This window comes from Allomuricauda sp. ARW1Y1 (assembly GCF_013407935.1).
Taxonomy (GTDB): domain Bacteria; phylum Bacteroidota; class Bacteroidia; order Flavobacteriales; family Flavobacteriaceae; genus Flagellimonas.
The window spans coordinates 901,007-927,349 of the sequence record NZ_JACBZU010000001.1; the positions used below are offsets into that span (position 1 = coordinate 901,007).

Consider the following 26,343-nt stretch of genomic DNA (forward strand, 5'->3'; position numbering starts at 1 on the left):
GCGGTTTCTAAATATAACCAAAAAGGTGGCAATAAAATAACCCTCTCGATTTTTATGACGGCCGTTTTTTTGCTAATATCATGGAAAAGTTGAAAACACTGACTTCTGTCATGTTATAGATCGTAGTCCGATTCTACTTTTGAAAACAAATACAACCAATTAACAATTTTAGGTATGAGCAGTTTAAAAAAAGTATTGATTCCATTTGATTTTTCAGAGGCGTCCGTAAACGCCCTGGAATATGTCGTCAGTTTTATAGGTACCCAAAGATCAATCGGCATTTTGGGGCTTTACGTAGGCACTATGCCCTTGAGCGAGGCTGATAACGAAAAACTTCGCAAAGAATTTTTGCAGTTGCTGGATTCATTCAAGACCAAATTAAAAGTGGACCCAGAGTTCACCACGGATACGGGAGAGGTGATCAGTACCATTCTTTCGGTACAGGAAAAGAGCAAGGCCGATTTGATCATGATGGGCACCATGGGCGATAAGATTACCGATGAGGCCATCACCAATACTTCAAAATTGGTCTTGAAGGCCGACTGCCCGGTTCTTGCCATTCCCTACGGCACTGGTATTAAGGAGCCCAAGAACATTGCGTTGGTCATGGGAGGTGAAAAAATTGAGGATAAAGCCGTGTTGGGAACCTTGTTGGACTTGGCCCGCTCTTTTGATGCCAGGGTCCATGTACTCACCATTTACAAAGAATCCGTATACGATGAGGAGGCTATAAAGGAATCCAACGAGAACCTTTTGGAGTACTATTTGGAGCATTTTTATGCGGACCACACTTTTATTAAAAGTGAAGATGTAGAGCAAGGGATATTGGACTACATCAAAAAGAAAAATATTGACATGTTGACCATATTGCCCCGTAACCATACCGAAAAAAGTACACCTTCGGAGGGCAGGCTCACCAAACTATTGACCTTGCACTCCGAGATTCCGGTGTTGGCACTGGACTAACCTTCTGAAATAACTAGCATGCTGCCACTGCTGATCATTCTTGGAATTACCATCATATTGTTTATATGGGGGAAATTCCCACCCGATGTTGTGGCCCTTATGGCCATGCTATCGCTCTTTTTGACCGGTATTTTGGATTTGGGTGAGACCTTGGCAGGTTTCAGCAACCCCACCGTGATCATGATCGCGGCCCTTTTTATTATTGGCGAAGGACTTTCCAGAACAGGATGGACCGCCATGGCCGGACAATTTTTTGTGAAATGGGCCCGTAGGAACGTTTCCCGACTTTTGGTAATTGTTACCTTGGGGTCCAGTCTTTTGTCAGGATTTGTGAGCAATACGGGAACCGTGGCAGCTTTGCTGCCAGTAACCGTCACCGCGGCTTGGAATGCAGGTACCCTGCCATCCAAGTTATTGATTCCGGTGGCTTTTGGCTCCAATACAGGTGGATTGTTGACCCTAACAGGGACGCCCCCCAATATTATTGTGAGCAATGCCTTGGCCCAAAATGGTCTTACAGGGTTTTCGTTCTTTGAATTTGGTTTGATAGGAGTGCCATTGCTCCTCATCTCCATCCTTTACTTTCGATATGTAGGACATAAACTGCTTCCCGAACATAGAACCAATAACAAGCCTATGGCGATTGATCAGGAAATGCACAAGTGGATTGAGAACTACAGTATTGGGGATAACCTATATCGCCTGCGCATTCGCTCCATGTCCCAATTGATCAATACCAAAATTGGGGATTGGAATTTTGAGTCGGAACACAAAGTGTCCGTGATGCGGCTTAAACGAAGACATCCCAACAAACTCCAAAGAATTCCGCAATTTGTGGAAATGCCGGGCTTGGATACCGAAATGCGCTATCATGATATCATAACAGTAAAGGGAGAGCCTGAAGATGTGGATAAGTTGGTGCTTAAGTTTCATTTGGGGGTGATTCCATTGAAACCAGAGAAGGATATGCTCAAAAAAGAGCTGATCAATCAGGAGGTGGGCATGGCAGAAATGATCATTACCCCAAAATCGGTTTTTGTTGGTAAAACGGTGCCCTTGGGACACTACCTCAAACAGGCGGGAGTCCAACTCTTGGCGGTTTCGAGAGATAACGTTCCCTTGATGGGGAAAATCAAGATCAAGGCTGGGGATGCCTTCGTGATCCGCGGACAGTGGGAAAACATTATTGCCTTGAAATCCGTGTACGAGAACTTGGTGATATCTGGAAGTCCGGAGGCGCTGTCCAAAAACGTGGATCAATTGACCACAAGGAGCTACATTGCCCTGGGTACATTGATATTGATGATTCTTTTGTTGGTTCTCAACATATTGCCAGGTGCCATGGCGGCCCTTATATGTGCAGGGATTATGATGTTGACAGGATGTGTGCCCATCTCCAAGGCATATCAAGGGATAAGTTGGACCAGCGTGGTAATGATTGCCGCAATGATTCCAATGGGACTGGCATTGCAAAAAACAGGAGTGGCACAATTGGCCGCAGAAAGTTTGGTGAGCAGTTTGGGAAGCATCCACCCAGTCGCTTTGTTGGCTGGCATATTCCTGTTGACCGCAGCCTTTAGTCAAACCATCAACAACTCGGCAACTGCGGTTTTGATGGCACCAATCGCCATCATTGCATCGACCACATTGGGAGTTTCGCCAAAGCCCTTCATGATTGCGGTCGCCGTGAGTGCATCTACGGCATTCTTGACCCCGGTGGGAACCACCACCAATGCCATGGTGATGGTGGCAGGAGGATATAAATTTATGGATTATGTAAAAGTGGGCGGCCCCTTGCTCCTGCTTTTCTTTATAGCAACATTAGTATTGGTTCCATGGATATGGAGCTTCTAACCATTAAAATCGAAAGATATGAGCACAAACAAAGATCTTGGTAAGTACGGATTAAAAAATGTCCAGGCGCAATGGAATCTGGACGCAGAAACATTACAGCGAATAACTGTTGAAAAAGGAATGGGTGTTGAAACCGAAAATGGTACCCTTAGCATCAATACCGGTAAATTTACCGGACGTTCTCCAAAAGACCGTTTTTTGGTGAAGGACGATTACACCAAGGATAAGGTATGGTGGGGCAGAATCAATAAGGCCGTTTCACCCGAAAACTTTGATAAATTATATGATGAGGTGGTCAACTATCTCAGCGGAAAGGAAGTTTTTGTCCGAGATGCTGCGGTATGCGCCGATCCCAAATATAAGATGAACGTAAGAACCATTACGGAATATCCATGGTCCAACTACTTCATCAAAAACATGTTTTTGCGATTGGACGACAGCGAATTGGAAAACTTTGAAGAAGAGTGGTTGGTGTTGTGCGCTCCCGGTTATGAGGCTGAAAATCCGGCCCAATATGGGATTTTGAGCGGAAACTTCTCTATCCTCAACTTTACCAAAAAAATAGCCTTGGTCGCGGGTTCTGCCTATACCGGAGAGATGAAAAAAGGTATTTTTTCCGCCCTTAACCTTATTCTTCCTACCGAAAAGGACGTTTTGCCAATGCACTGCTCGGCCAACGTTGGTGAAGCAGGAGATACCGCAATTTTCTTTGGGCTTTCCGGTACCGGAAAAACAACTTTGTCCGCTGACCCTGAGAGAAAACTTATCGGGGACGATGAGCATGGGTGGACCAAGGAGGACACTATATTCAATTTTGAAGGGGGCTGCTATGCGAAGGTGATTGACCTGACGGAAGAAAAGGAACCCGATATTTACAGGGCCATACGCCCAGGGGCACTCTTGGAAAACATAGTGTTCAAAGAAGGGACCAAAGAGGTGGATTATTTTGATAGTACCATTACCCAAAACACGAGGGTAAGCTATCCCATCTATCATATCGACAACATTCAGGAGCCATCTTATGCTTCTAACCCCAAAAATATCTTTTTCTTAACTTGTGATGCCTTTGGCGTTTTGCCACCTGTCGCTAAATTGACCCCAGGTCAAGCAGCGTACCATTTCATTTCTGGCTATACGGCCAAGGTGGCGGGAACGGAAGCAGGGATTACCGAGCCCGTGCCATCGTTCTCTGCCTGTTTTGGGGAGCCATTTATGCCTTTGCACCCAGCGGTATATGCCGAAATGTTGAGTGAAAAAATGAAAGCTTCCGGTGCAAATGTTTGGTTGATCAATACCGGGTGGAGCGGCGGACCCTACGGAGTGGGATCCAGGATCAAATTGAAATATACGCGGGCAATGATTTCCGCGATCTTGGAAGGTAAATTGGAAGATGTGGATTATGATACCCATCCCATTTTTGGTCTGCATATGCCAAAGTATTGCCCTGGGGTTCCAACGGAAATATTGGACCCCATGAATACCTGGCTTCAAAAAGGAGCCTATGTGAGCAAGGCAATCCAGTTGGCGCATTCGTTCCATATCAACTTTGATAAGTTTGCAAGTCAAGCTTCCGAAGAAATTATGAACGGGGGACCACTGATCGATTCGCACCATAGTTTGACAGAACATCTTTAAGATAAATTACAAGTGACCGATACAAATAGATTCCACATAGAAAGCCTAGGGGCGTCCAAGTACAGTTCGCCCCTACAATTGAGTACCGTTAAGGGCGACAACATCTTTAATTTCGTGAGCGACGCGGATCGGTTGATATTCGATCCGTCGATTTCCTATTTCAATCAATGCCTTGCGAATAAGGAGGAACCAGTCTGTCTGGAAAAAGCCGGTCCACGACAGGACCTCTTTTTTGATGCCCAAAACACGACGGCGGCCATAGTCACCTGCGGTGGCTTGTGCCCGGGCATCAACAATGTGATCCGAGGCTTGGTGATGGCACTACATTATTTCTATGGGGTCAAGAAAATTATCGGTATTCCATATGGTTACGAAGGGTTGAATCCAGATAAAGGCCATGAGCTAGTGGAGCTGACACCGGATAAAGTAAAGGATATCCATCAGTTTGGAGGTACCTTTTTGGGATCTTCACGCGGTGCACAGGATGTTTCGGTAATGGTGGATACCTTAGAAAACAATCAAGTGGACATGCTATTTGCCATTGGTGGCGATGGAACCTTAAAAGGGGTGAACGCCATTGGAGAGGAAATTGCGAAACGGAACGGAAAAATAAGTGTGGTCGGTATTCCAAAGACCATCGATAACGATATCGACCTCATTGATGAGTCTTTCGGATTTGAGACGGCTTTTGATGTGGCCAGTCCCATTTTGCGAGATGCCCACAACGAGGCTACGGGCGCTTTCAATGGAATTTCCATCATTAAATTAATGGGAAGGGATAGTGGATTTATAGCTGCTTCGGCAGCACTGGCCATGCCCGTGGTCAATTTTGTACTGATTCCCGAGATGGATTTTGTCTTGGAAGGGGAACATGGTTTTTTGAACATCCTCGAAGAACGGTTGAAGCATAAAAAGCATGCCGTAATTGTGGTGGCCGAAGGGGCCGGGCAACAATTGTTCACTAAAAAGGAAGAAGTAAAGGATGCTTCGGGGAATATCCAGCACCAGGACATTGGGGTTTTCCTAAAGGAAAAAATCGCGGCCTATTTTAAGGAGAAATGTCCGGTGACGATCAAGTACATTGATCCTAGCTATATTGTGAGATGTGCTCCGGCGAACTCCAGTGATAGTGTTTACTGCAGCCGATTGGCTTATCACGCCGTGCATGGAGCCATGGCAGGCAAAACCAAGTTCGTGGCCAGCAAGATCAATAACCGATACGTGTACATTCCTATTACGGAAGTGACCAAAAAGCGTAAAAAAATCGACTTGGAAGGAGAGTTTTGGTTCTCTGTGCTGCAAAGTACGGGACAGCCATTTTCGTTGGGGCAATAATCGGATTGAAACTGACAATTGTCATTAAATTTAAAATGAAAGGGTCATAGATTTGACCATAATCAAAACAATAATCATGGAAGTACATGTTCAATATCAAAAGATGATGACCAGCGATTCGCTAACCCAAATATTAATGAAAAAGTTAGAGGGGCTGGAGCAAAAATATAGTTGGTTGATCAAGGCCAATGTGTTGTTCAAAACGGAAAACGATAAAACCGGAGAGGGCAAAATCTGTGAAATAGAATTGAGTGCCCCTGGTCCACGAATTTTTGCAAAGTCCAATACCGACGATTTTGAGAAGTCCATGTCCAAAACCATAGACGACCTTAAGAGGCAATTGGAGAAAAGACAGGCTACTTTTAGTACGCACTGACAATAATTAGGTCCTTGCTGCGAACGAACCTTTAACCCTAAACAATGAAAGCGACATTAATCGGCATAAGTCTTCTGCTCCTCATGGGATGCTCTTCCACCAGATTGGTGGGTACATGGAAGAATCCAGATACAGTGATCTTTGATGCCTATCAGGTGTTGGTGGTCGGAATGACACAGGAAGATGCCACTCGGGTGGAATTTGAGACCAAATTTGCCGAAGCGCTCAAAAGTCAAGGTGTGGATGCCGTTCGCAGCATCGATCTTTTTGATGTGGAATTTACATCTGCCGAACGATCTGAGCAGGAATTGGCCCAGGTAGAGGAACAGCTGCTGGATAAAGGGTTCGATGCCATCCTTTTTACCAAACTTGTGGGTACCGAAAACAGAAGGACGTTTAAAGAACATCTTAATGATGTGGACAAGTTGTTCATGCGGTTCAGCACGGATTATCTAGAGCATCAAAATATATATTACGATCCTGAGTACTACGATACCTTTAATATCTATCACGCAGAAACCTCGCTCTATTGTATCTGTATAGGAAAAGAGATTGAACTGATCTGGAGAGGAGAGGTAAATGTCACCGAACCCCACAACATCAATAAGGCCATTGATTCCTATATCAAATTGGTGACCAAATCAATGGGAGAGGTGGATGTGATTTTTTAGGACGACATGCCAAGGGCCTCTAGAACCCCTAAAAAGTCCAAAATAATCAAAACCGGAATTGCGATCAGAATCACAATCAATATGAAGACCATGATCCGCAAAAAACCGACCATAAGTTTGTTTCCAAAGCTAATTTCATCTGGCATAATAGTGTAATTTCTTTCAATTTAAGGAATTATTTGCGCATTCCCTCTATGCTTCCGTGTACTATTCGACTAACGGGTGTATTTATGGCATGTGCTGTAAACCAATTATTTGGAGCGTTCGTTTTTGCGGCTGAGCAATTTGCCGAGTTCCTCAAGGCTGATGCCCTTGGTTTCTGGCATCATAAAAATGACCCATAACAATTGGAGCACCATCATACCGGCAAAGAAGATAAAAATGGGCCAAGGGTTGTCCTTGAAAATACCAATTTCAGCATCGAGAAAGGTGGGTGTGAGCAGGGTGATGAGAGCGGCAAATACCCAATGAGTGCCCGTTCCCCAAGACTGCCCGTAGGATCGCACCTTATTGGGGAATATCTCGGAAATGAACACCCATATCACAGCGCCTTGCCCCACGGCATGGGAAGCAATAAAAATTAAAATGAAGGTAAGCAGCAATACCGAACTTGCGCCCGAATAAAAGCACCAGCCTACCATGGCCAAGCTGATGATATATCCGATGGAACCAATATACATTAATTGCTTGCGCCCCAGTTTATCGATTAGGGAAATGCCCACGAAGGTGAATATCAGATTGATGACCCCAATGGAAATGGAACTAAAGAGTGATTCGCCCGAAGCAAGACCTGCCCGTTCCAAAATTTCCGGAGCGTAGTACAGCACAAAATTGATGCCGGACAGTTGATTGAAAAAGGCGATCAAGAAGGCAAGCATGAGTGGTTTGTTATATTTTCCTGAAAACAAACTGTCCCGTTGTTTTTCGGTGGTCTCCACCAAAGCAATTTTGATTTCTTCCAAATGGATGGATGCCCTATCCTTGGCAATGCCCAGCAGGGTGATGGATTCCATCACAATGGCATCGGCACGATTCTTCATGAGCAACCATCTGGGGCTGTTCGGTATTTTGAAGACCATTAGGGTGTAGATTAAGGCAGGGAGCCCTTCAATCCCCAACATCCAGCGCCAAGCAATGCTTTCATCAAAAATAATTCCGATGAGATAGTTGGAAATAAATGCGATCAGGATACCAAAAACAATATTGAACTGGTACATAGCCGTCAACCGGCCCCGGGTCTGCGCTGTTGAAATCTCTGAAATATAGACTGGGGCTGCCACGGAGGATGCCCCCACGCCAATACCACCAATAAACCGGAACAGGGAAAAACTGTAAGGTTCAGGCGCAAAGGCAGAGCCCACTGCCGACGCAAAGTACAATATCCCAATCCAGAACAAGGTTTTCTTGCGTCCCAACCTATCGGTAGGGATTCCGCCAAAAAGCGAGCCCAATACGGTTCCCCAAAGGGCCATGGACATGATAAAAATACCGTGGAACGTAAAAATGGAATCGCCCAAGAACCAGTTGGTCTGCCAAATTTCCTTTATGGGCTGGTTGGCACCGGAAATGACAACGGTGTCGAAACCAAACAAAAAGCCCGCTAGGGCCGCTGTCAACGAAATTCTGAAAATACGCTTGTCCATGTAGGTTGAATTTTGCTAAAGCTAACCAAATTTTACAAAACCTTGGAAATGTATTTCATGATCAAATCCGATGCCCCCTTGTTGGAGTTGATGTAATCCGAATTGATTTTCCCCTTGTTTTGTAGCGTGGTCGGATGAGTAAGGAAATCGTTCATCAGATTTGAAAAACTGTCTTTGCTGGATACCGGGACGATTCCCCCCTCACGGACCAAGTCTTCTGCTTCCTTAAAACCTTCAAATTGTGGCCCAATGATGATGGGCACCCCAAAAACTGCTGGCTCCATGGTATTGTGCAATCCTGTGGCAAAGCCACCGCCCACATAGGCGATATTGGCATAACTGTAGATTTTGGTCAATAACCCAATGGTGTCAATGATCATTACATCGATTTCCTTTAGGTTTTGGTCACCCAAGGCCGAATAACAGATGGAAGGTTTTTGGAGTGCAGCGGTAATTTTAGCAACATGTGCCGGTTTAATTTGGTGGGGGGCGATGACAAATTTCAAGCGTTCTTCAGTACGGTTGATGTAATCGATAAGAATGGACTCGTCCTCTGGCCAAGTGCTTCCCGCGACCAAACACAGTTGATTGTTCTTGAAACGGTCCATAAAATCCAAACAGTTGTTGCGTTCCAGAATTTCGGAAACACGGTCCAGACGGGTATCGCCTCCCACTTGCACCTTTGTAATGCCAATGGAGTCCAATAGTTTTTTGGAGTCATCGTCCTGTACAAAATAGGCATCGAATTTTTGAAGGCTTTTCCGCATAAATCCTCCATACGGCTTGAAATAGATCTGCCTCTTGGAAAAAATGGCCGATATCAAAATCGTAGGGGTGTTGCTCTTTTTTAACTGATGGAGATAATTGGGCCAAACCTCATACTTCACAAAAATGGCCAGTTCGGGATGAACGAGCTTTAAAAATCGTTTAGCGTTCGATAGACTGTCCATAGGCAGATACACCACCACATCGGCTGCTGTGGTATTCTTTTTAACCTCATAACCGGAAGGCGAGAAGAAGCTGAGTACCAATTTATGATTCGGATATGGGGCGCGTAAACGCTCCAAAATAGGTAGTCCCTGTTCAAATTCACCCAAGGAAGCCACATGCATCCAAATGGTTTTGTCCGTAGGGTTCAATTTGTCCTCCAAAATGCAAAAAGTCTGTTTCCGGCCCTGGACGAACAATTTGATCTTGGCATTAAAGAGTGCGACCACATGTAGGGCAAACCTGACAATGTTTAAAAGAATATGGTAGATAAAATGCAAAGGCTTCTTTTTTGCTAAAATACATTCTTTCGGTCAGAGGCCATTATGGCATCTTAATTTCTTAATTTTGAAGCATTAATTTATTCGGATGAAAAAAATTCAAATGGTTGACCTCAAAGGTCAGTATGAAGGTATAAAAACCGAGGTCAACGAAGCCATAGCGGAAATCTTGGATTCCTCCGCATTTATAAATGGACCGCATGTGCAAGCGTTCCAAAACGAATTGCAGGATTATTTAGGGGTAAAGCATGTGATTCCGTGCGCCAACGGAACCGACGCCCTCCAAATTTGCATGATGGGACTCGGTTTGAAACCTGGCGATGAGGTGATTACCGCTGATTTTACTTTCGCTGCAACTGTGGAGGTAATAGGTTTATTGCAATTGACGCCTGTTTTGGTGGACGTGCGTCAAGATACCTTTAATATTGATGTTGAAGCCATTGAAAGGGCCATTACACCGAAAACAAAGGCCATTGTTCCCGTACATCTGTTTGGGCAGTGTGCCGATATGGATGCCATTATGGAACTGGCTAAAAAGCATGACCTATACGTTATTGAAGATAACGCACAGGCCATAGGTGGGTCTTATTTCTCCAAGGATGGTTCCAAACAGAAAGCAGGAACCATAGGTCATATAGGAGCCACTTCTTTTTTTCCATCAAAGAACTTGGGCTGTTATGGGGACGGGGGTGCCATTTTTACCAATGATGATGATTTGGCACATACCATTCGTGGAATTGTAAACCACGGGATGTACAAAAGATATTATCACGATGTGGTCGGTGTCAATTCACGTTTGGACTCCATTCAGGCTGCGGTATTGCGCGCCAAGCTCCCGAAATTGGATTATTACAACCAAAAGCGCTGGGAGGCAGCATCAAAATATACCAAGGCGTTCCGTGGACAAGAGCATATTGTGCCACCGCGCATACCCTGTGACTGCGAAATTGGGAAAAGTCTTTGCGACTGTCATGTGTTCCATCAGTATACGCTTCGTATTTTGAACGGAAAACGGGACGGTCTTGTGCAACATTTAAACGATAACGACGTTCCTTGTGGTGTATATTATCCAGTACCGTTGCACAAGCAAAAGGCTTATGCCAATGAACGATACAATGAAGATGATTTCCCTGTGACCAATCAGTTGGTGAACGAGGTGATTTCGCTACCCATGCATACGGAGTTGGATGATGAGCAAATTGATTACATCACCAATTTGGTCATTGACTTTGTAAATACATAAACATGAAAATACTTGTAACCGGTGGTTTGGGCTTTATTGGTTCCCATACCGCAGTGGAACTACAGAATGAAGGCCATGAAGTGGTCATTGTGGACAATCTTTCCAACTCTTCCAAGGATGTTTTGGACGGCATAACCGCAATCACCGGGAAAACACCCATTTTTGAAGAATTTGACCTTCGGGAAAAAGCAAAGGTCCAAGATTTTTTCAAAAAGCATAGCGACATTGCAGGGGTAATTCATTTTGCGGCATCCAAAGCGGTAGGGGAAAGCGTGGAAAACCCATTGTTGTATTACGAGAACAATCTTGGGGTGTTGGTCTACATCCTTCAAGAGCTGAAGAAAAAAGGCGAAGCCAATTTTATTTTTAGTAGCTCTTGTACCGTTTATGGCCAAGCGGACCAAATGCCGATTACCGAATCCGCCCCGGTTAAACCAGCGGAATCCCCATACGGAAACACCAAACAGGTAGGCGAAGAGATCATTCGTGATGTGTGCAAGGTAACACCAGAACTCAAAGCGATTGCCCTCCGCTATTTTAATCCCATTGGTGCGCACCCTTCGGTTAAATTGGGTGAATTGCCCATCGGAGTGCCCCAAAATTTGGTTCCTTTCATTACCCAAACGGGAATAGGTTTGCGCAAAGAGCTTTCTGTATTCGGGGATGACTACCCCACCGAAGATGGTACTTGTATTCGGGATTACATTCACGTAGTGGATTTGGCAAAAGCGCACGTTGCTGCTCTTCAACGATTGTTGGAAAACAAGAACGAAAGCAACTACGAGGTCTTCAATCTAGGTACCGGAAAAGGCAGTTCTGTTTTGGAGGTAATACAGAGCTTTGAGCGTGTTTCAGGGGAAAAGTTGAACTACAAAATCGTGGGCAGACGTCCAGGGGATGTCATTCAGGCGTATGCCGATACCACCAAGGCCAACCAAGTATTGGGGTGGAAAGCGGAGTCCAGTTTGGACGATGCCATGAAATCGGCCTGGGAATGGGAGAAAAAGGTAAGAAATGCCACCTAAGTCGTCCTGAATCGCCTTTTTTATCGTAAATAGGGTATGCTATCCAACTTTACAAACAGTCTGGAGTTGCTGGAAGCGGTCCAGCAAGAGCAACTCTATCACAAATTGCTGCATCAGCTCAAAAAGGATTTTGAATTGGCCAATGTGCCCATCAATATTCCTTTGGACATCACTCCGGAAGAGCTCAAAAGTACCATTCATGAGAAAGTCTATTTTCTGATGGTAGAAAAGTTCCCGGAATACCTGAACTTGTTGTATGTAGTGGATATTTCAGAAAAAGAAGTCAAACAAATAGCTCCCGCCGATGTGGTCGACATTTCGGCGGAAGTATCCTTCTTGTTGTTGAAACGGGAATGGCAAAAAGTTTGGTACAAGGCCAAATATAGCGGCTGACCAAAGGTCAGACTTTTACATAAATGCCTTTCTTGTCCATAATATACCCTACCAGCCAACAGGTGAGCATCACCCATAGCGCAAATAGGAACGAGCCCACATAGCCGCCCGACCAAGAGATAAAAACGGTATCGGCTATCCAACTGTACAGCGATTGCCCGTTCATATCAATGGCGAACAAGGTGATGATGAACAGTTCCGATAAAAGGTAAATGAACAAGGTATTTTTGCCAAAAACCTCGAAAAAATAACTCCACCCCTTCATTTTTTTCATATCGAGGAAATAGATGAGAATGGCGATGACAAAAAGATCAATACCGCAGGTGAGCAACACAAAGGAACTTGTCCATAGCTTTTTATTAATGGGCAATAGAAGGTCCCAGGCCAGGCCTGCAAACACCAATGCAAAACCGACCATCATCAATTTAGCAACGGTTTCGAAGTTTTGGCCATTGTTTTGGATAAATCGTCCGGCCAAATACCCAATAATCACGTTGACGATGGCGGGCAGGGTGCTCAACAATCCTTCAGGGTCAAAAGGGATGCCTTCACCTTTATACATATGGTCGGTACCGATCAACCATTGGTCCAGTTGAAGCACGGCATTTCCGGTCAAGGTAAGATCCCCAAAGCCTATCAAGATCAAATGATAGCCCACCAAAAAGGCTACGCTGAGCCAAATGGCGGTTTTGGTCTTCACAAAGTGAAGAATGATCGAGGCGAACATGTAGCAGAGTGCGATTCGCTGTAAAACTCCAAAAATTCGTGTTTCGGAAAAAGGCTTTAGCTGTCCGTCGTCAAAAAATGGGTACCAGTACATTAAAAAGCCCAACAAAAAGATAATGGCCGTTCGCTTCAATATTTTTTTGAACACTGCCGATTGACCCATGCTTTCGTACTTCTTCATGCTAAAGCTCATGGAATTGCCCACTACGAACAAAAAGGTGGGGAAAACCAGGTCGGTCAATGTAAAACCGTTCCATTCGGCGTGCAATAATGGCGAAAAGGTCGTGGAATAGTTTCCGGGAGAATTTACAATGATCATCAAGGCGACATCCAATCCCCTAAAGACATCCAAGGAGAGGTATCGGTTTTTGAATAAGGACATATTGGTTTGATTAGTTGGCCCTCGAAGTTAAATTATTTTTAGTTTCCCCTGTTAATTTCAGTTAAAAATTTCATTTTTAGTGCTATCCTGTTTATTCTGTGATATAGTTGTAAATTTGAAGAAGAATTTATGGGCATTGCAAGCATATGAACGCTAAAACCCGTATTTTTGACAAAATTTTCCATAAAGTTTTGGAGAAACAGAAAGAATGGACAAATATTCATTTTTAAACGCTGCGCACACATCATTCTTTGCGGAGCAATACGATAAATACCTAACGAATCCAGATAACGTAGAGCCCAGTTGGAGGGCTTTTTTTCAGGGTTTTGATTTCGGTTTGGAAGGTTCCTTGGAGGATTTGGGCATCGACTCGGACAAGAGTGGCATGGTCGTGCTCACCAATGGAAGAAAGGTGGAAATGCCGGAAACCCTGCAAAAGGAGTTCCAGGTCATCCGCCTGATTGATGGGTACCGTTCCCGAGGGCACCTCTTTACCAAGACGAACCCCGTTAGAGAAAGACGCAAGTACGAGCCTACCTTGGATATCGACAACTTTGGCCTTACCCAAGAAGATTTGGATACCGTTTTTGATGCCGGTAAAATCCTGGGTATAGGACCAGCATCCTTAAAAGAGATCATCCGTCACTTGGAGAGTATTTACTGTGACGCCATTGGGGTGGAGTACATGTACATCCGGACCCCGGAGCGTATCCAGTGGATTCAGGATTGGCTCAATAAGAACGATAACCATCCCGATTATACCCCAGAGGAAAAGAAGAATATTCTACGGAAATTGAACGAGGCTGTATCCTTCGAAAGTTTCTTGCATACCAAATATGTAGGACAAAAGCGTTTTTCGCTTGAAGGGGGTGAATCTTTGATTCCTGCTTTGGACGTAATCATTGAAAAGGCTGCGGACCAAGGCGTAAAACAGTTTGTAGTGGGGATGGCCCACCGTGGACGTTTGAATGTACTTACCAATATCTTCGGAAAATCGCCTAAAGATATTTTCAGCGAGTTTGATGGTAAGGATTACGAGGAAACCATCTTCGATGGTGATGTGAAATATCACTTGGGATGGACATCCAAGCGCGAGACGGACTCCGGCAAAATGGTCAATATGAACATTGCTCCGAACCCGTCCCACTTGGAAACCGTCAACTCCATAGTTGAAGGTATCGCTAGGGCCAAACAAGATAGAGACCATGGCGACAATATTTCCGAGGTGCTCCCTATATTGATTCATGGAGACGCCGCCTTTGCAGGTCAGGGTGTGGTGTACGAAGTGATACAGATGGCCCGTTTGGAGGGATACACTACCGGGGGTACCATCCATATTGTGGTGAACAACCAAATTGGATTTACCACCAACTATTTGGATGCAAGATCATCAACGTACTGTACGGATGTGGGCAAAGTGACCCTTTCCCCAGTACTTCACGTTAATGCTGACGATGCAGAGGCCGTGGTGCATGCCACTACCTTTGCCTTGGAATATAGGATGCGTTACAAACGCGATATTTTCTTGGATCTACTGGGTTACCGTAAATATGGTCACAACGAGGGTGACGAACCCAAGTTTACGCAGCCCCTGTTGTACAAATCTATATCCAAGCACAAAAATCCAAGGGATATTTACGCGGAGAAGTTGATTGCCGAAGGCATTATCGACGAGAACTACGTAAAAGAACTCGAGGAAAAATACAAGAACGATTTGGAGGAGAATCTTATGGATTCCCGTAAAATCGAAAAGACGAGAATAACCCCTTTCATGCAGGATGAATGGGAAGGTTTTGAGCAGGTTACCGAAGAGGTGATGCTGAAACCAATGGATACCACGTACGATCTTAAAAAAATGGACGAAATTGCCAGGAGCATCACCAAACTTCCGGAGGATAAAAAATTCTTGAGGAAATTGGAGCGATTGGTGGAAGGCCGTCATCAAATGTATTTTGAGGACAACAAGCTGGATTGGGCCATGGGTGAGTTATTGGCCTATGGATCCCTGATCGAGGAAGGTTATGATGTTCGTATGACGGGGCAAGATGTGGAAAGGGGAACCTTTTCGCACAGGCATGCGGTCATCAAAACCGAAATGCACGAAGAAGAAGTGGTGTTGTTGAATGAGATGGGGGAGAACCAAAACGGGAAGTTCCATATCTTTAATTCATTGCTTTCGGAATATGCGGTGATGGGATTTGATTATGGTTATGCCATGGCAAGCCCAAAAACATTGACCATTTGGGAAGCACAGTTTGGGGATTTCAGTAACGGCGCCCAAATCATAATAGATCAATATTTGTCATCCGCAGAAGACAAATGGAAATTGCAAAATGGATTGGTACTTCTCTTGCCCCACGGATATGAAGGCCAAGGGGCAGAGCATTCATCAGCACGTATGGAAAGATACCTGCAATTATGTGCCAAGGACAATATGTTCGTGGCCGATGTGACCACCCCGGCCAACTTGTTCCATCTCTTCCGCAGACAAATGAAGGCCAACTTCCGTAAACCATTGGTCGTATTTACGCCAAAGAGTTTGTTGAGGCATCCCAAAGTGGTCTCGACAAAAGAGGAGATGGCCAACGGAAGTTTCCAAATGGTAATCGATGATGCAGATGTTAAGGCCAGCAAAGTGAAGACATTGGTATTCTGTACCGGTAAGTTCTACTACGATCTGTTGGAGAAAAGAGAGGAGCTTGGCCGCGAGGAAGATGTAGCCTTGGTTCGTTTGGAACAATTGTTCCCGTTACCGGCCAAAGAAATGCGAAGCATTATCAAAAAATACAAGAATGCGGACGACATTGTTTGGGCTCAAGAAGAGCCTCGTAACATGGGAGCTTGGAGCCATATGTTGATGCATTTGGACGAGGCCAAACAATTTAGGGTGGCTTCCCGAAGATTTTATGGTGCTCCTGCCGCAGGTAGTGCCGTACGCTCCAAAAGACGTCATGCCGAAGTGCTGGACTACGTTTTTGATAAGAGCAAGGACAATATGCAAATAAGATAATATCACGTATAAACGATAATAGAATGGTTTTAGAAATGAAAGTTCCCTCACCAGGGGAATCCATTACAGAGGTAGAGATCGCCGAGTGGTTGGTAGAGGATGGAGACTATGTGGAGAAGGACCAGGCCATAGCCGAGGTGGACTCGGACAAGGCAACATTGGAGCTTCCTGCAGAGGAGAGCGGAATTATTACCCTTAAGGCCGAAGTAGGTGACGCCGTAGCCGTTGGCGAAGTAGTATGCCTTATCGATACCAGTGCCAAAAAGCCTGAAGGTTCATCAGATGCTTTCGATAAAAAAGAAGAGCCTAAAAAGGAGGCGCCCAAGAAAGAGGAACCCAAAAAGGAAACCTACGCTTCTGGGACACCATCCCCAGCAGCCAAAAAAATATTGGATGAAAAAGGTATTGAACCTTCATCCGTTTCCGGTACCGGAAAAGATGGCCGTATCACCAAGGACGATGCCGTGAAGGCAAAGCCATCCATGGGTACGCCCACCGGAGGTAACCGTGGTGAGAGCCGATCCAAACTTTCCATGTTGCGCCGAAAGGTGGCTGAGCGATTGGTATCCGCCAAGAACGAAACAGCGATGTTGACCACCTTCAACGAAGTGGATATGTCTGCGATTTTCGAGTTGCGTAGCCAATACAAGGAAGAGTTCAAGGAAAAGCATGGGGTGAGTCTAGGATTTATGTCCTTCTTCACCAAGGCCGTGATCCGCGCCCTTCAAATGTATCCCGCCGTTAACTCCATGATCGATGGCAAGGAAATGATCACTTACGAGTTCTGCGATATCAGTATTGCAGTATCAGGACCTAAAGGGTTGATGGTTCCCGTTATCCGAAATGCGGAGAACTTGACCTTCAGAGGAATCGAATCCGAAGTAAAGCGATTGGCCATCCGTGCTAGGGAAGGAGAAATTACCGTGGATGAAATGACCGGAGGCACCTTTACCATTACCAACGGAGGTGTGTTCGGTTCCATGTTGTCCACCCCGATCATTAACCCGCCACAAAGCGGAATTTTGGGTATGCACAACATTGTGGAACGTGCCATTGTTCGAGATGGTGCCATTGCCATTGCTCCAGTAATGTACGTAGCGCTTTCTTATGATCACAGAATCATTGATGGTAAAGAGTCCGTTGGATTCTTGGTGGCTGTGAAAGAAGCATTGGAAAGTCCAGAAGAATTGCTGATGGACGGCGATGTTAAAAAAGCGTTGGAATTATAAGTGAATGTCATCTCGAGCGCAGTCTAACAATTTAGACGTGTGTCAATTCGAGTGATTTTTTAATGTATGACATTAAAAAAATGTATCGAGAATGGATAAGTGTATGCAGAAAACCATGTTCTCGATACTTTTTCCTTAAGGAAAAAACTCGAACTGACGGTTTGCTTCATAAATTTTAAAGTCAAAATAGGAAGATGCCTTTACTTTTTTAAGTAGAGGCATTTTTTATGGTAGTCAATCACCGCTTTTCCCTTATTCAGGAGGTCGGCGCCAATAATGCCATCAACCGGCAAGGCATTGTGGTTGACCAAGGCTTGGTTGACATGGGTAAGGTCAAAAAGAACCACTTTCTGTTTTTTCTTTTTCCAGTCGCCGATTTGGATTTTGTTTTTATTGGAAATCAAGGTTTCCATTTCCGCGGCGCCCGCTCCGGCAGCCTTAATATCGGTTGCTTCCGATAGCATTTCAAAAAACTCGATTTTGTCCATGCCTACGCAGGTGTTGGAGGCTCCCGTATCCAAGATGAACCTACCCTTTACACCATTAATGCTGGCCACTAGTTCAAAGTGGTTGGTTTCGGTCAATACCAAAGGTATTTTAAGGTAGTCTTTGGATTTGAGGAGTTTTTTGAGGGATGCCATATTGTTCATTTAAGGATGTCATGCTGAGCGCGGTCGAAGCATCTACGGTATAATTTAGAAACAAAGTTTTGGGACGTCTAAGATAAGCCTATTTTTGTGTTATGTGTAAATCTCATTTCAGTAAGGTTACCAGTCTTATTTTCATTTTGGCCATGATGATCTTTGTGTCTTGTAAATGGAAACACCATCAGGAAATTGACTCGATTGAAATTGCCGATGACTATATAGATGCGTTGAATGCATCGGATTACGATAAGCTGGTCGGGCTTTTTGTTGACAGTATTCGTTTTAATGAAATGGATTATATCCGAACCTTTAGTAGGGAAGAGTATCGCTCTTTGTTCCAGTGGGATTCTGTTTTTGCACCAACATATAGAATTTTGAACGTGAAAAAGGCAGGGGGAGAGCTTCATTTGAAAGTTTCAAAGGAATGTGAAAGAATTAATTTTTTGCATGAAAAGCCCTTTGTCACCAACGAAATCATGCAAATCAAAGACGGAGGCATCTATCAAATTGATGTTATCGAGTATGTTGATTTTAATGATTCCCTGTGGGTGGATAAAAGGGAAAAACTAGTGTCTTGGATTGAGAAGAATCATCCAGGGCTGAACGGATTTATTTATGACCAAACCAAAGAGGGAGCTGTCAAGTTTCGAAAGGCAATAGCCTTTTATAAGAACAGCAGAGATTTCAATAATCAGCAAGAAAATAACTAAATGGATTCCCGCCTTCGCGGGAATGACATAACAATTACTTATGATCATCACCGACACCCACACCCATTTATACAGCGAAGCTTTTGATGAGGACAGAGATGAAATGATGCAACGGGCCTTGGATGCCGGAGTGAAACGGTTTTTTGTTCCCGCCATTGATTCCACCTATACACAATCCATGTTGGATTTGGAAACCAATTATCCCGATAATGTGTTTTTGATGATGGGGCTGCACCCGACGCATGTCAAGGAAAATTATAAGGACGAGTTGTCCCACGTGGAAGAGTGGTTGTCCAAGAAAAAATTCTACGCCGTGGGCGAAATAGGGGTGGACCTGTATTGGGACAAAACCTTATTGAAGGAACAGCAAGATGCTTTTGCCTATCAGATTCGGTTGGCGAAGAAACATCAATTGCCCATTGTAATTCATTGTCGTGACGCCTTTGATGAGGTATTCGAGGTATTGGAACAGGAAAAAGGGGAGGGGCTTTTCGGGATTTTCCATTGTTTTACGGGAACCTTGGAGCAAGCACATCGTGCCCTTTCCTACAATATGAAGTTGGGTATTGGGGGGGTGGTCACCTTTAAAAATGGTAAAATCGACCAGTTTTTGAATGAAATTGACCTTAAACACATCGTTTTGGAAACGGATGCACCCTATTTGGCGCCGGTCCCCTATCGCGGCAAACGTAATGAAAGTGCCTATGTGGTTAAGGTATTGGAAAAACTATCATCCATTTATGGCATGCCGGAAGAAGACATCGCAGAAATCACCACAGCAAACTCAAAAGAGCTATTCGGAATCTGATTTATGAAAAAAAGGACCAACATATTGCTCATCTATACCGGAGGTACCATCGGTATGGTGAAGGATTATAAAACCGGAGCCTTAAAGGCGTTCAATTTTGAGGAGCTGGTGAAGAATATTCCAGAGTTGAAGCAATTGGATTGCAATCTTCGTGGCGTCCCTTTTGACGATCCTATTGATTCTTCCAACATGAATCCGCATTACTGGGCCGTAATTGCATCCATTATAGAGGAGCATTATGATGATAACGATGGTTTTGTGGTGCTCCATGGCAGCGATACCATGAGCTATTCTGCGTCGGCATTAAGCTTTATGCTGGAGAACTTGGAGAAGCCTGTTATCTTTACAGGGTCGCAATTGCCCATCGGGGATTTGCGTACCGATGCCAAGGAAAACCTGATTACCTCCATCGAAATTGCCGCGCTTCAGAAAAAAGGGAAGCCCGTGCTGCAGGAAGTTGGACTGTATTTTGAGTACAAGCTCTACAGGGGCAATCGCACCACCAAGATCAATGCGGAACACTTCGAGGCTTTTGACTCCTTGAATTATCCACCTTTGGTGGAATCTGGTGTGCATTTAAAGGTGCACCATAATTATCTGATCAAAAAAGTGACAAAAAACAAGTCGCTCCAAGTCCACAAAAAAATGGACAATCGGGTGGCAATACTCAAACTTTTTCCCGGAATCAACCAAAATGTGCTCCATGCAGTACTGAACATTCCAGATTTAAAGGCGTTGATTTTGGAAACCTATGGAGCAGGGAACGCGCCCATGGACGATTGGTTTTTGGAAGCCATCAAAAAATCGGTAGAAAATGGATTGCATATCATAAACGTCACACAATGCTCAGGAGGAAGTGTTTTTATGGGACACTATGAAACGAGCGAAAAGCTCAAGGAGATGCAACTGGTTAATGGCAAGGATATTACAACCGAAGCAGCTGTTACAAAAGCGATGTACCTATTGGGGACGGGGGTTCCCGACAAATTGTTCAAGACAATTTTTGAGACGCCGCTACGTGGCGAAATGGTGTAAAATTAACGCTCCAAATTTCTATAACTGATTATTTTTTTGTTTATTGGTCGCCCTAAATGAAACAATAGAGAGGTGGCCGAGTGGTCGAAGGCGCACGCCTGGAAAGTGTGTATACACCAAAAGTGTATCGAGGGTTCGAATCCCTTCCTCTCTGCAAGGTATTTTAGTTTTTCTATTATAAAATTTTTATATCTTTAACATTATTAACTAACTAAATTTAAGTTTAAGTAAAATGAAAAAAATATCCTTTACTCTGGCTGCTGCCGGAATGTTTGTGATGGGAACTACAACTGCGTCTGCAGCAATGTTGCAAGAAGAAGCTGAAGCCAGCAAAGGTTTCACCCAGGTATTGAAAGAGCAATTTATCCAAGGGGGACCTGCCTTCATGGGAATCGTATTGCTATGTTTGATCTTGGGATTGGCAGTTGCCATCGAAAGAATCATCTATTTGAATTTGGCCACTACCAATTCCACCAAATTGAAGCAACAAGTTGAGGATGCTTTGGCTTCAGGAGGTGTAGAAGCAGCCAAAGAAGTATGTAGAAACACTAAAGGACCTGTTGCGTCTATCTACTACCAAGGTTTGGATAGAGCTGACGAAGGATTGGAATCTGCTGAGAAAGCGGTTGTTTCCTACGGAGGTGTACAAATGGGCCAGTTGGAGAAAAACGTATCTTGGTTGTCCCTGTTTATCGCCATTGCTCCCATGCTTGGGTTCATGGGTACGGTAATCGGTATGATCCAGGCCTTCCAGAAAATTGCAGCTGTTGGTAACTTGAGTGCTTCCTTGATTGCAGGAGATATCCAGGTGGCGTTGTTGACAACCGTATTCGGTTTGATCACTGCGATTATCCTTCAGATTTTCTACAACTATATTATTGCTAAAATCGATAGTATCGTAAATGACATGGAAGACAGCTCCATCGCTTTGATCGACATGTTGGCTGCCCACAAGAAGTAATTACGAATTAAAAACTATCGAGAATCATGAATAAAATAGTTAAAATATTGCTCATCGTCATTGGATTGGTAGCTGCCGTACTTTGGTTCTCCCTTCCTTCTGCCGATGATCCAAGCGCCATCAACAGTGGAGCCATGAACTTTATGTTCGTAATTATGTACATCCTGTTGGCCATTGCCGTAATCACTACGGTAGTCTTCGGGTTTGCAAAATTGTTCTCTACTAAAGGAAGTTTAAAGAAGGCCCTTTTCGCCATCGGTGGATTGGCCATCGTAGTGGCCGTATCATACGGGCTTTCATCTGATAATATGGCTGTGGTCGAAGCAATGTCCGAAAGAGGCGTTGAGACTACGGAAGGAACTGTGAAAAACATTGGAATGGGATTGAACGTTTTCTTCATCCTTACCGCAATCGCGGTAGTTCTAATGGTAGTACCAGGTTTGAAAAGAATGTTTGTAAAGTAAAAAGTTGAATTATGCCTAGAAGAAAAGGAGCACCGGAAGTAAATGCCGGCTCCATGGCGGATATCGCGTTCCTCTTGCTTATCTTTTTCTTGGTGACCACCACCATTGAAACAGATGCAGGATTGGACAGGATGTTGCCGCCGATAGAGCCGCCAGATCAAGATGTTGTAATTAAGCAGAAGAACATTTTTACTGTGAACATCAACAAGAATGGACAGCTTTTGGTCGAGGATAATTTGATGGAAATGAAGGACCTTAGAAAGGCCGCCACCGCTTTCTTGGAGAACGGTGCAGACGGAACCTGCTCTTATTGCAAGGGTAAAAAGGACCCTTCCTCATCAGATAACCCGACAAAAGCCATTATCTCGTTGAAGAACGACAGGGAGACCAAGTATAGCACCTACATCACCGTTCAAAATGAATTGGTTGGTGCTTACAACGACTTGCGTAACCGTGAAGCTCAGCGTTTGTACGGTAAGGATTTTACCGATATGGAAGCGGATTATTTGGATCCTGAAACCCCATCGAGCGTTAGAGATGACTTGAAAGACAAAGTGAAACGTATCCAGGATATGTTCCCACAAAAGCTTTCAGAGGCAGAAACCACAACCAATTAATAACTATTTAATATGGCCAAGTTTAATAAAAAGAAGGATGGCGATTTGCCAGCGGTATCAACAGCCTCGTTGCCAGATATCGTTTTCATGCTACTGTTCTTCTTTATGACAGTAACCACAATGAAAGATAGTTCTCTAATGGTTGCCAACACTCTTCCCAATGCTTCTGAAATCAAGAAGTTGGAGAAGAAGGATCGCGTTATTTACATTTACGTAGGAACACCTACGCAAGAATATCAAAAGGTTTTTGGTTCAGAGCCAAAAATTCAATTGAACGATAAGTTTGCCAATGTGGACGAAGTAGGTTCATTTATCTTGGCAGAACGTGCAAAAAAACCGCAAGAACTTCAAAATGTATTGACTACCGCTTTGAAAGTGGATAAGGAAGCCAATATGGGCCTTATTACCGATATTAAGCAAGAATTGAGAAAAGTGAATGCCTTGAAAGTGAATTATACCACTTACGAGGGAGATGCTTTTAACAATCTACAGTAGGCAATAGCTTAGATTTAGTGGGAAACGCTCCAAATTTTTAATTTGGGGCGTTTTTTGTTTTAAATTCACCTATGATTCGTTTTCTATTTCAATTCGCTCTTTGCGGCTTTATCCTTTTCTCTGTATCTGCATGGGGACAGGAAGCAACGGATAGCATCCAAGCGTTGGACCAAAAGTATCTGGAGGACCAGTTTTATACAGGGGTAGCCTACAACGTGTTATTGGATACGCCCGACGAGATGGATCAGCGCAATTTTAGCTATAACCTTCAAGTGGGTTTTATCAAGGATATTCCTTTGAATAAGCGAAGAAACTTTGGTTTGGGCCTCGGTGTCGGTTACGCGGCCAATTCCTATTATTCGAATGTGGTGGCCTCCGAAGAAGAGAATGGTATTGCGTACAACGTAGCCGTAGATGCTGACTTCAACCGTAGCAAGTTGGAAACTCATGCCATTGAGTTTCCCTTGGAACTACGTTGGCGTACTTCCACAGCGGCCGATTATAAGTTTTGGCGTGTATATGCTGGCGTAAAATTGGGCTATGTGTTCTCGGGTCGATCTAAATTGGTGATGGATAGCAGCAATGAATCGTTTTCCAATCCTGATATTGAAACTTTTCAATATGGCCTCATGTTGAATTTTGGATACAACACATGGAACGTCCATGCCTATTACAGTTTAAACTCCGTGCTTGCGGATGGACCAACCTTGAACGGCACAGCTCTTGAATTGAATGTGCTGCGGATCGGGCTCATTTTTTATATCCTATAACCAGTATTTCAGAATAATCAACTGGGAACAGCTTCCCAGAAGAAACCCTATCAACAATTCGTTGGCGGTATGCGCCTTTAGATATAGGCGGGAAGTGGCCACCAGACCCGTACAAAGCGTAAACAAACTAATGGCGATGGTAATGTTAATCTCGAAATGGATGCTTAGGGCCACTAAGAAGGTCAAGATGCTTCCCATACCCAAAAGGTGCATGCTGGTCTTAAACTTAAAGAACAATAATATAAGTGTCGCAGACGTGGCCGTCAACAGTCCCGTAAAATAGTAAAAGAGCTCATGTACGTAATTATTGGGTATCACTTTGTACAATATCATTAAAAAAATGATACAACTAATATAAAGCGGGTATTTGCGCTCTTGAACAGTGGGAAGGAATATGGAATGGATAATCCCCAAGTTCTTTAGGATCAGGAAAAAGATGATGGGGATGATGACGGTCAAAATAAAGATGGGGAGAATGTTGCCACTTTGGGTTTCCAAGGTGCTGTATGGGGCCACCAAAAAATAAGCAATCGTACCTCCAATCGGTATAAACAACGGATGGAACAGGTACGATATAATGTGGAATAGGTGACGCATTAAATCTCTTTTCGTAGTCGGGCCACCGGAATGCCCAACTGTTCCCGATATTTGGCGACCGTTCGCCGGGCAATCGGATATCCCCTTTCCTTTAGGATTTTGGCGAGCTTTGCATCGGTGAGGGGCTTTTTCTTTTCCTCATCACGGATAACGGTCTCCAAGATTTTTTTGATCTCTTTGGTCGATACATCTTCGCCCTGCTCATTTTTCATTGCCTCGGAGAAGAAATCCTTGATCAATTTGGTGCCGTAGGGAGTGTCCACATATTTGCTATTGGCCACTCGCGACACCGTGGAAACATCCATGTCAATCCTATCGGCGATATCTTTCAAGATCATGGGGCGCAATTTCCGCTCGTCCCCGGTCATAAAATATTCCTTTTGATATTCCATGATGGTATTCATGGTAATGTACAAGGTCTGCTGTCGCTGGCGAATGGCATCAATGAACCATTTGGCCGCATCCAACTTCTGTTTGATGAACATGACCGTATCCTTTTGGGATTTGGACTTTTCCTTGGCGTTTTTATACCCTTCGAGCATGTTGCTGTATTCTTTGGATACATGAAGCTCTGGTGCATTTCTGCCATTTAGGGTAAGCTCTAGCTCTCCATCCACTATTTTAATGGAAAAATCGGGCACGATGTGCTCTATCATCCGGGTGTTGCCAGAGTAGGAGCCTCCTGGTTTGGGATTCAATTTTTCAATTTCCGAAATGGCCTCCTTAAGCTCTTCTTCGGAAACGTGATGTTTCTGGATGAGCTTGGTATAATGTTTCTTGGTAAAATGTTCAAAAGACCGTTCTAGGATATTAATGGCCAATTCTATTGAAGGTTTTGGCTCTTTGCGTTTGAGCTGGATGATCAAACATTCGTCCAATGAACGGGCAGCCACACCAGGGGGGTCGAGATCTTGTACAATACCAAGCACCTTTTTGATCTTATCCTCTTCCACATATATGTTCTGGGTGAAGGCCAAATCGTCCATAATGTCCGCGAGGGGTCTGCGGATATAGCCACTTTCGTCCACGCTGCCCACCAAAAACTCAGCTATGGCCCATTCTTCATCATCTAGATAGACGGTATTGAGCTGGTTGAGCAAATATTGGGTAAAGGATGTTCCCGCTGCGTAGGGGACCCGTTTGTCCTCGTCGTCCGCACTGTAATTGTTGGCTTGGGTGCGGTAATCGGGGATTTCATCATCACTGAGGTAATCGTCTATGTTGATTTCCTCGGTGTCGATGTTTTCATGGTCCTCCGATTCATCATAGGTATCCTCGTATATATCATCCAAGGTATCCGTTTCCTCTTTGCCGCTCTCCAATGCAGGATTTTCCTCCAGCTCTTGCTTCAATCGCTGTTCAAAGGCCTGTGTGGGCAATTGAATCAGTTTCATGAGCTGAATCTGCTGCGGAGACAGTTTTTGGGAAAGTTTAAACTGTAGATGTTGCTTCAGCATATGAATTGATGAATTGGAATCTTACC

25 protein-coding genes and 1 tRNA gene are annotated in these 26,343 nt (G+C 44.2%); 20 read left to right on the plus strand and 6 right to left on the minus strand.

Annotation, left to right across the window (positions count from 1 at the left end):
• The first annotated feature begins 174 nt into the window (after positions 1 to 174).
• The 6 genes from GGE08_RS04125 to GGE08_RS04150 all read left to right on the plus strand — a co-directional run bounded on the left by GGE08_RS04125 (position 175) and on the right by GGE08_RS04150 (position 6,837).
• Entirely contained in the window at positions 175 to 966 is a 792-nt protein-coding gene (locus GGE08_RS04125) for a universal stress protein (protein WP_179383614.1), read from the plus strand.
• Positions 967 to 984: 18 nt separating this feature from the next.
• Positions 985 to 2,820 carry an SLC13 family permease gene (locus GGE08_RS04130; RefSeq protein ID WP_179383615.1) on the plus strand — a complete coding sequence of 612 codons (1,836 nt, stop codon included), beginning with the start codon at positions 985 to 987 and terminating at the stop codon, positions 2,818 to 2,820.
• Between the two features lie 18 nt (positions 2,821 to 2,838).
• Positions 2,839 to 4,455, plus strand: a complete 1,617-nt coding sequence (gene pckA, locus GGE08_RS04135; RefSeq protein WP_179383616.1) for a phosphoenolpyruvate carboxykinase (ATP) — start codon at positions 2,839 to 2,841, stop codon at positions 4,453 to 4,455.
• 12 nt (positions 4,456 to 4,467) lie between these two features.
• Positions 4,468 to 5,790 (plus strand): ATP-dependent 6-phosphofructokinase, encoded by a 1,323-nt coding sequence (locus tag GGE08_RS04140; RefSeq protein WP_179383617.1) that lies wholly within the window; start codon positions 4,468 to 4,470, stop codon positions 5,788 to 5,790.
• A 76-nt stretch (positions 5,791 to 5,866) separates the two neighbouring features.
• Complete coding sequence (locus tag GGE08_RS04145; protein ID WP_179383618.1) at positions 5,867 to 6,166, plus strand: HPF/RaiA family ribosome-associated protein; 300 nt, start codon at positions 5,867 to 5,869, stop codon at positions 6,164 to 6,166.
• A 44-nt stretch (positions 6,167 to 6,210) separates the two neighbouring features.
• On the plus strand, positions 6,211 to 6,837 hold the full coding sequence (locus GGE08_RS04150) for a hypothetical protein (protein ID WP_179383619.1): 627 nt from the start codon (positions 6,211 to 6,213) through the stop codon (positions 6,835 to 6,837).
• A gap of 251 nt (positions 6,838 to 7,088) precedes the next feature.
• On the opposite strand, the gene GGE08_RS04155 is transcribed toward GGE08_RS04150, so the two are convergent.
• Together GGE08_RS04155 and GGE08_RS04160 are read right to left on the minus strand one after the other, a co-directional pair.
• A complete protein-coding gene (locus tag GGE08_RS04155) occupies positions 7,089 to 8,480 on the minus strand; it encodes a sugar porter family MFS transporter (RefSeq protein WP_179383620.1) in 1,392 nt (463 codons plus the stop codon).
• Between the two features lie 32 nt (positions 8,481 to 8,512).
• On the minus strand, positions 8,513 to 9,748 hold the full coding sequence (locus GGE08_RS04160; protein WP_179383621.1) for a 3-deoxy-D-manno-octulosonic acid transferase: 1,236 nt from the start codon (positions 9,746 to 9,748) through the stop codon (positions 8,513 to 8,515).
• Between the two features lie 88 nt (positions 9,749 to 9,836).
• On the opposite strand from GGE08_RS04160, the gene GGE08_RS04165 reads away from it, so the two are divergent.
• The 3 genes from GGE08_RS04165 to GGE08_RS04175 are packed head-to-tail and all read left to right on the plus strand — an operon-like array spanning position 9,837 to position 12,409.
• The gene (locus GGE08_RS04165; protein WP_179383622.1) at positions 9,837 to 10,991 is read left to right on the plus strand and encodes a DegT/DnrJ/EryC1/StrS aminotransferase family protein; all 1,155 of its coding nucleotides are present in this window, start codon (positions 9,837 to 9,839) and stop codon (positions 10,989 to 10,991) included.
• Between the two features lie 2 nt (positions 10,992 to 10,993).
• Complete coding sequence (gene galE / locus GGE08_RS04170) at positions 10,994 to 12,016, plus strand: UDP-glucose 4-epimerase GalE (protein WP_179383623.1); 1,023 nt, start codon at positions 10,994 to 10,996, stop codon at positions 12,014 to 12,016.
• A gap of 36 nt (positions 12,017 to 12,052) precedes the next feature.
• Positions 12,053 to 12,409, plus strand: a complete 357-nt coding sequence (locus GGE08_RS04175) for a hypothetical protein (RefSeq protein ID WP_179383624.1) — start codon at positions 12,053 to 12,055, stop codon at positions 12,407 to 12,409.
• Between the two features lie 7 nt (positions 12,410 to 12,416).
• Here the strand turns inward: GGE08_RS04175 and GGE08_RS04180 are convergent, their stop codons facing one another.
• On the minus strand, positions 12,417 to 13,517 hold the full coding sequence (locus GGE08_RS04180) for an acyltransferase family protein (RefSeq protein WP_179383625.1): 1,101 nt from the start codon (positions 13,515 to 13,517) through the stop codon (positions 12,417 to 12,419).
• 208 nt (positions 13,518 to 13,725) lie between these two features.
• Between GGE08_RS04180 and GGE08_RS04185 the strand changes: the two genes are divergently transcribed.
• On the plus strand, positions 13,726 to 16,527 hold the full coding sequence (locus GGE08_RS04185) for a 2-oxoglutarate dehydrogenase E1 component (protein ID WP_179383626.1): 2,802 nt from the start codon (positions 13,726 to 13,728) through the stop codon (positions 16,525 to 16,527).
• A 23-nt stretch (positions 16,528 to 16,550) separates the two neighbouring features.
• Positions 16,551 to 17,756, plus strand: a complete 1,206-nt coding sequence (gene odhB / locus GGE08_RS04190) for a 2-oxoglutarate dehydrogenase complex dihydrolipoyllysine-residue succinyltransferase (protein ID WP_179383627.1) — start codon at positions 16,551 to 16,553, stop codon at positions 17,754 to 17,756.
• A gap of 200 nt (positions 17,757 to 17,956) precedes the next feature.
• On the opposite strand, the gene GGE08_RS04195 is transcribed toward odhB, so the two are convergent.
• Positions 17,957 to 18,397, minus strand: coding sequence for a retropepsin-like aspartic protease (locus tag GGE08_RS04195; protein ID WP_179383628.1), 441 nt, complete (start codon positions 18,395 to 18,397; stop codon positions 17,957 to 17,959).
• A 101-nt stretch (positions 18,398 to 18,498) separates the two neighbouring features.
• On the opposite strand from GGE08_RS04195, the gene GGE08_RS04200 reads away from it, so the two are divergent.
• The 9 genes from GGE08_RS04200 (at position 18,499) to GGE08_RS04240 (ending at position 24,263) form a co-directional block, all read left to right on the plus strand.
• Complete coding sequence (locus tag GGE08_RS04200; RefSeq protein WP_179383629.1) at positions 18,499 to 19,113, plus strand: hypothetical protein; 615 nt, start codon at positions 18,499 to 18,501, stop codon at positions 19,111 to 19,113.
• A 40-nt stretch (positions 19,114 to 19,153) separates the two neighbouring features.
• A complete protein-coding gene (locus GGE08_RS04205; protein WP_179383630.1) occupies positions 19,154 to 19,921 on the plus strand; it encodes a TatD family hydrolase in 768 nt (255 codons plus the stop codon).
• 3 nt (positions 19,922 to 19,924) lie between these two features.
• A complete protein-coding gene (locus tag GGE08_RS04210; protein WP_179383631.1) occupies positions 19,925 to 20,956 on the plus strand; it encodes an asparaginase in 1,032 nt (343 codons plus the stop codon).
• A 66-nt stretch (positions 20,957 to 21,022) separates the two neighbouring features.
• A tRNA-Ser gene (locus tag GGE08_RS04215) sits at positions 21,023 to 21,110 on the plus strand.
• A gap of 78 nt (positions 21,111 to 21,188) precedes the next feature.
• A complete protein-coding gene (locus tag GGE08_RS04220) occupies positions 21,189 to 21,917 on the plus strand; it encodes a MotA/TolQ/ExbB proton channel family protein (protein WP_127142235.1) in 729 nt (242 codons plus the stop codon).
• A gap of 26 nt (positions 21,918 to 21,943) precedes the next feature.
• Complete coding sequence (locus GGE08_RS04225) at positions 21,944 to 22,381, plus strand: hypothetical protein (protein WP_179383632.1); 438 nt, start codon at positions 21,944 to 21,946, stop codon at positions 22,379 to 22,381.
• 11 nt (positions 22,382 to 22,392) lie between these two features.
• A complete protein-coding gene (locus tag GGE08_RS04230) occupies positions 22,393 to 22,998 on the plus strand; it encodes a biopolymer transporter ExbD (protein WP_179383633.1) in 606 nt (201 codons plus the stop codon).
• 12 nt (positions 22,999 to 23,010) lie between these two features.
• Positions 23,011 to 23,493, plus strand: a complete 483-nt coding sequence (locus GGE08_RS04235; RefSeq protein ID WP_179383634.1) for a biopolymer transporter ExbD — start codon at positions 23,011 to 23,013, stop codon at positions 23,491 to 23,493.
• A gap of 71 nt (positions 23,494 to 23,564) precedes the next feature.
• On the plus strand, positions 23,565 to 24,263 hold the full coding sequence (locus GGE08_RS04240) for a porin family protein (protein WP_179383635.1): 699 nt from the start codon (positions 23,565 to 23,567) through the stop codon (positions 24,261 to 24,263).
• Here GGE08_RS04240 and GGE08_RS04245 read toward each other — a convergent pair.
• The gene (locus tag GGE08_RS04245; protein WP_179383636.1) at positions 24,258 to 24,860 is read right to left on the minus strand and encodes a hypothetical protein; all 603 of its coding nucleotides are present in this window, start codon (positions 24,858 to 24,860) and stop codon (positions 24,258 to 24,260) included. The two genes, GGE08_RS04240 and GGE08_RS04245, sit on opposite strands and share 6 nt — an antisense overlap.
• A complete protein-coding gene (gene rpoN / locus GGE08_RS04250; RefSeq protein WP_179383637.1) occupies positions 24,860 to 26,317 on the minus strand; it encodes an RNA polymerase factor sigma-54 in 1,458 nt (485 codons plus the stop codon). Before rpoN ends, GGE08_RS04245 begins: the two co-directional genes overlap by 1 nt.
• Between the last annotated feature and the right edge of the window lie 26 nt (positions 26,318 to 26,343).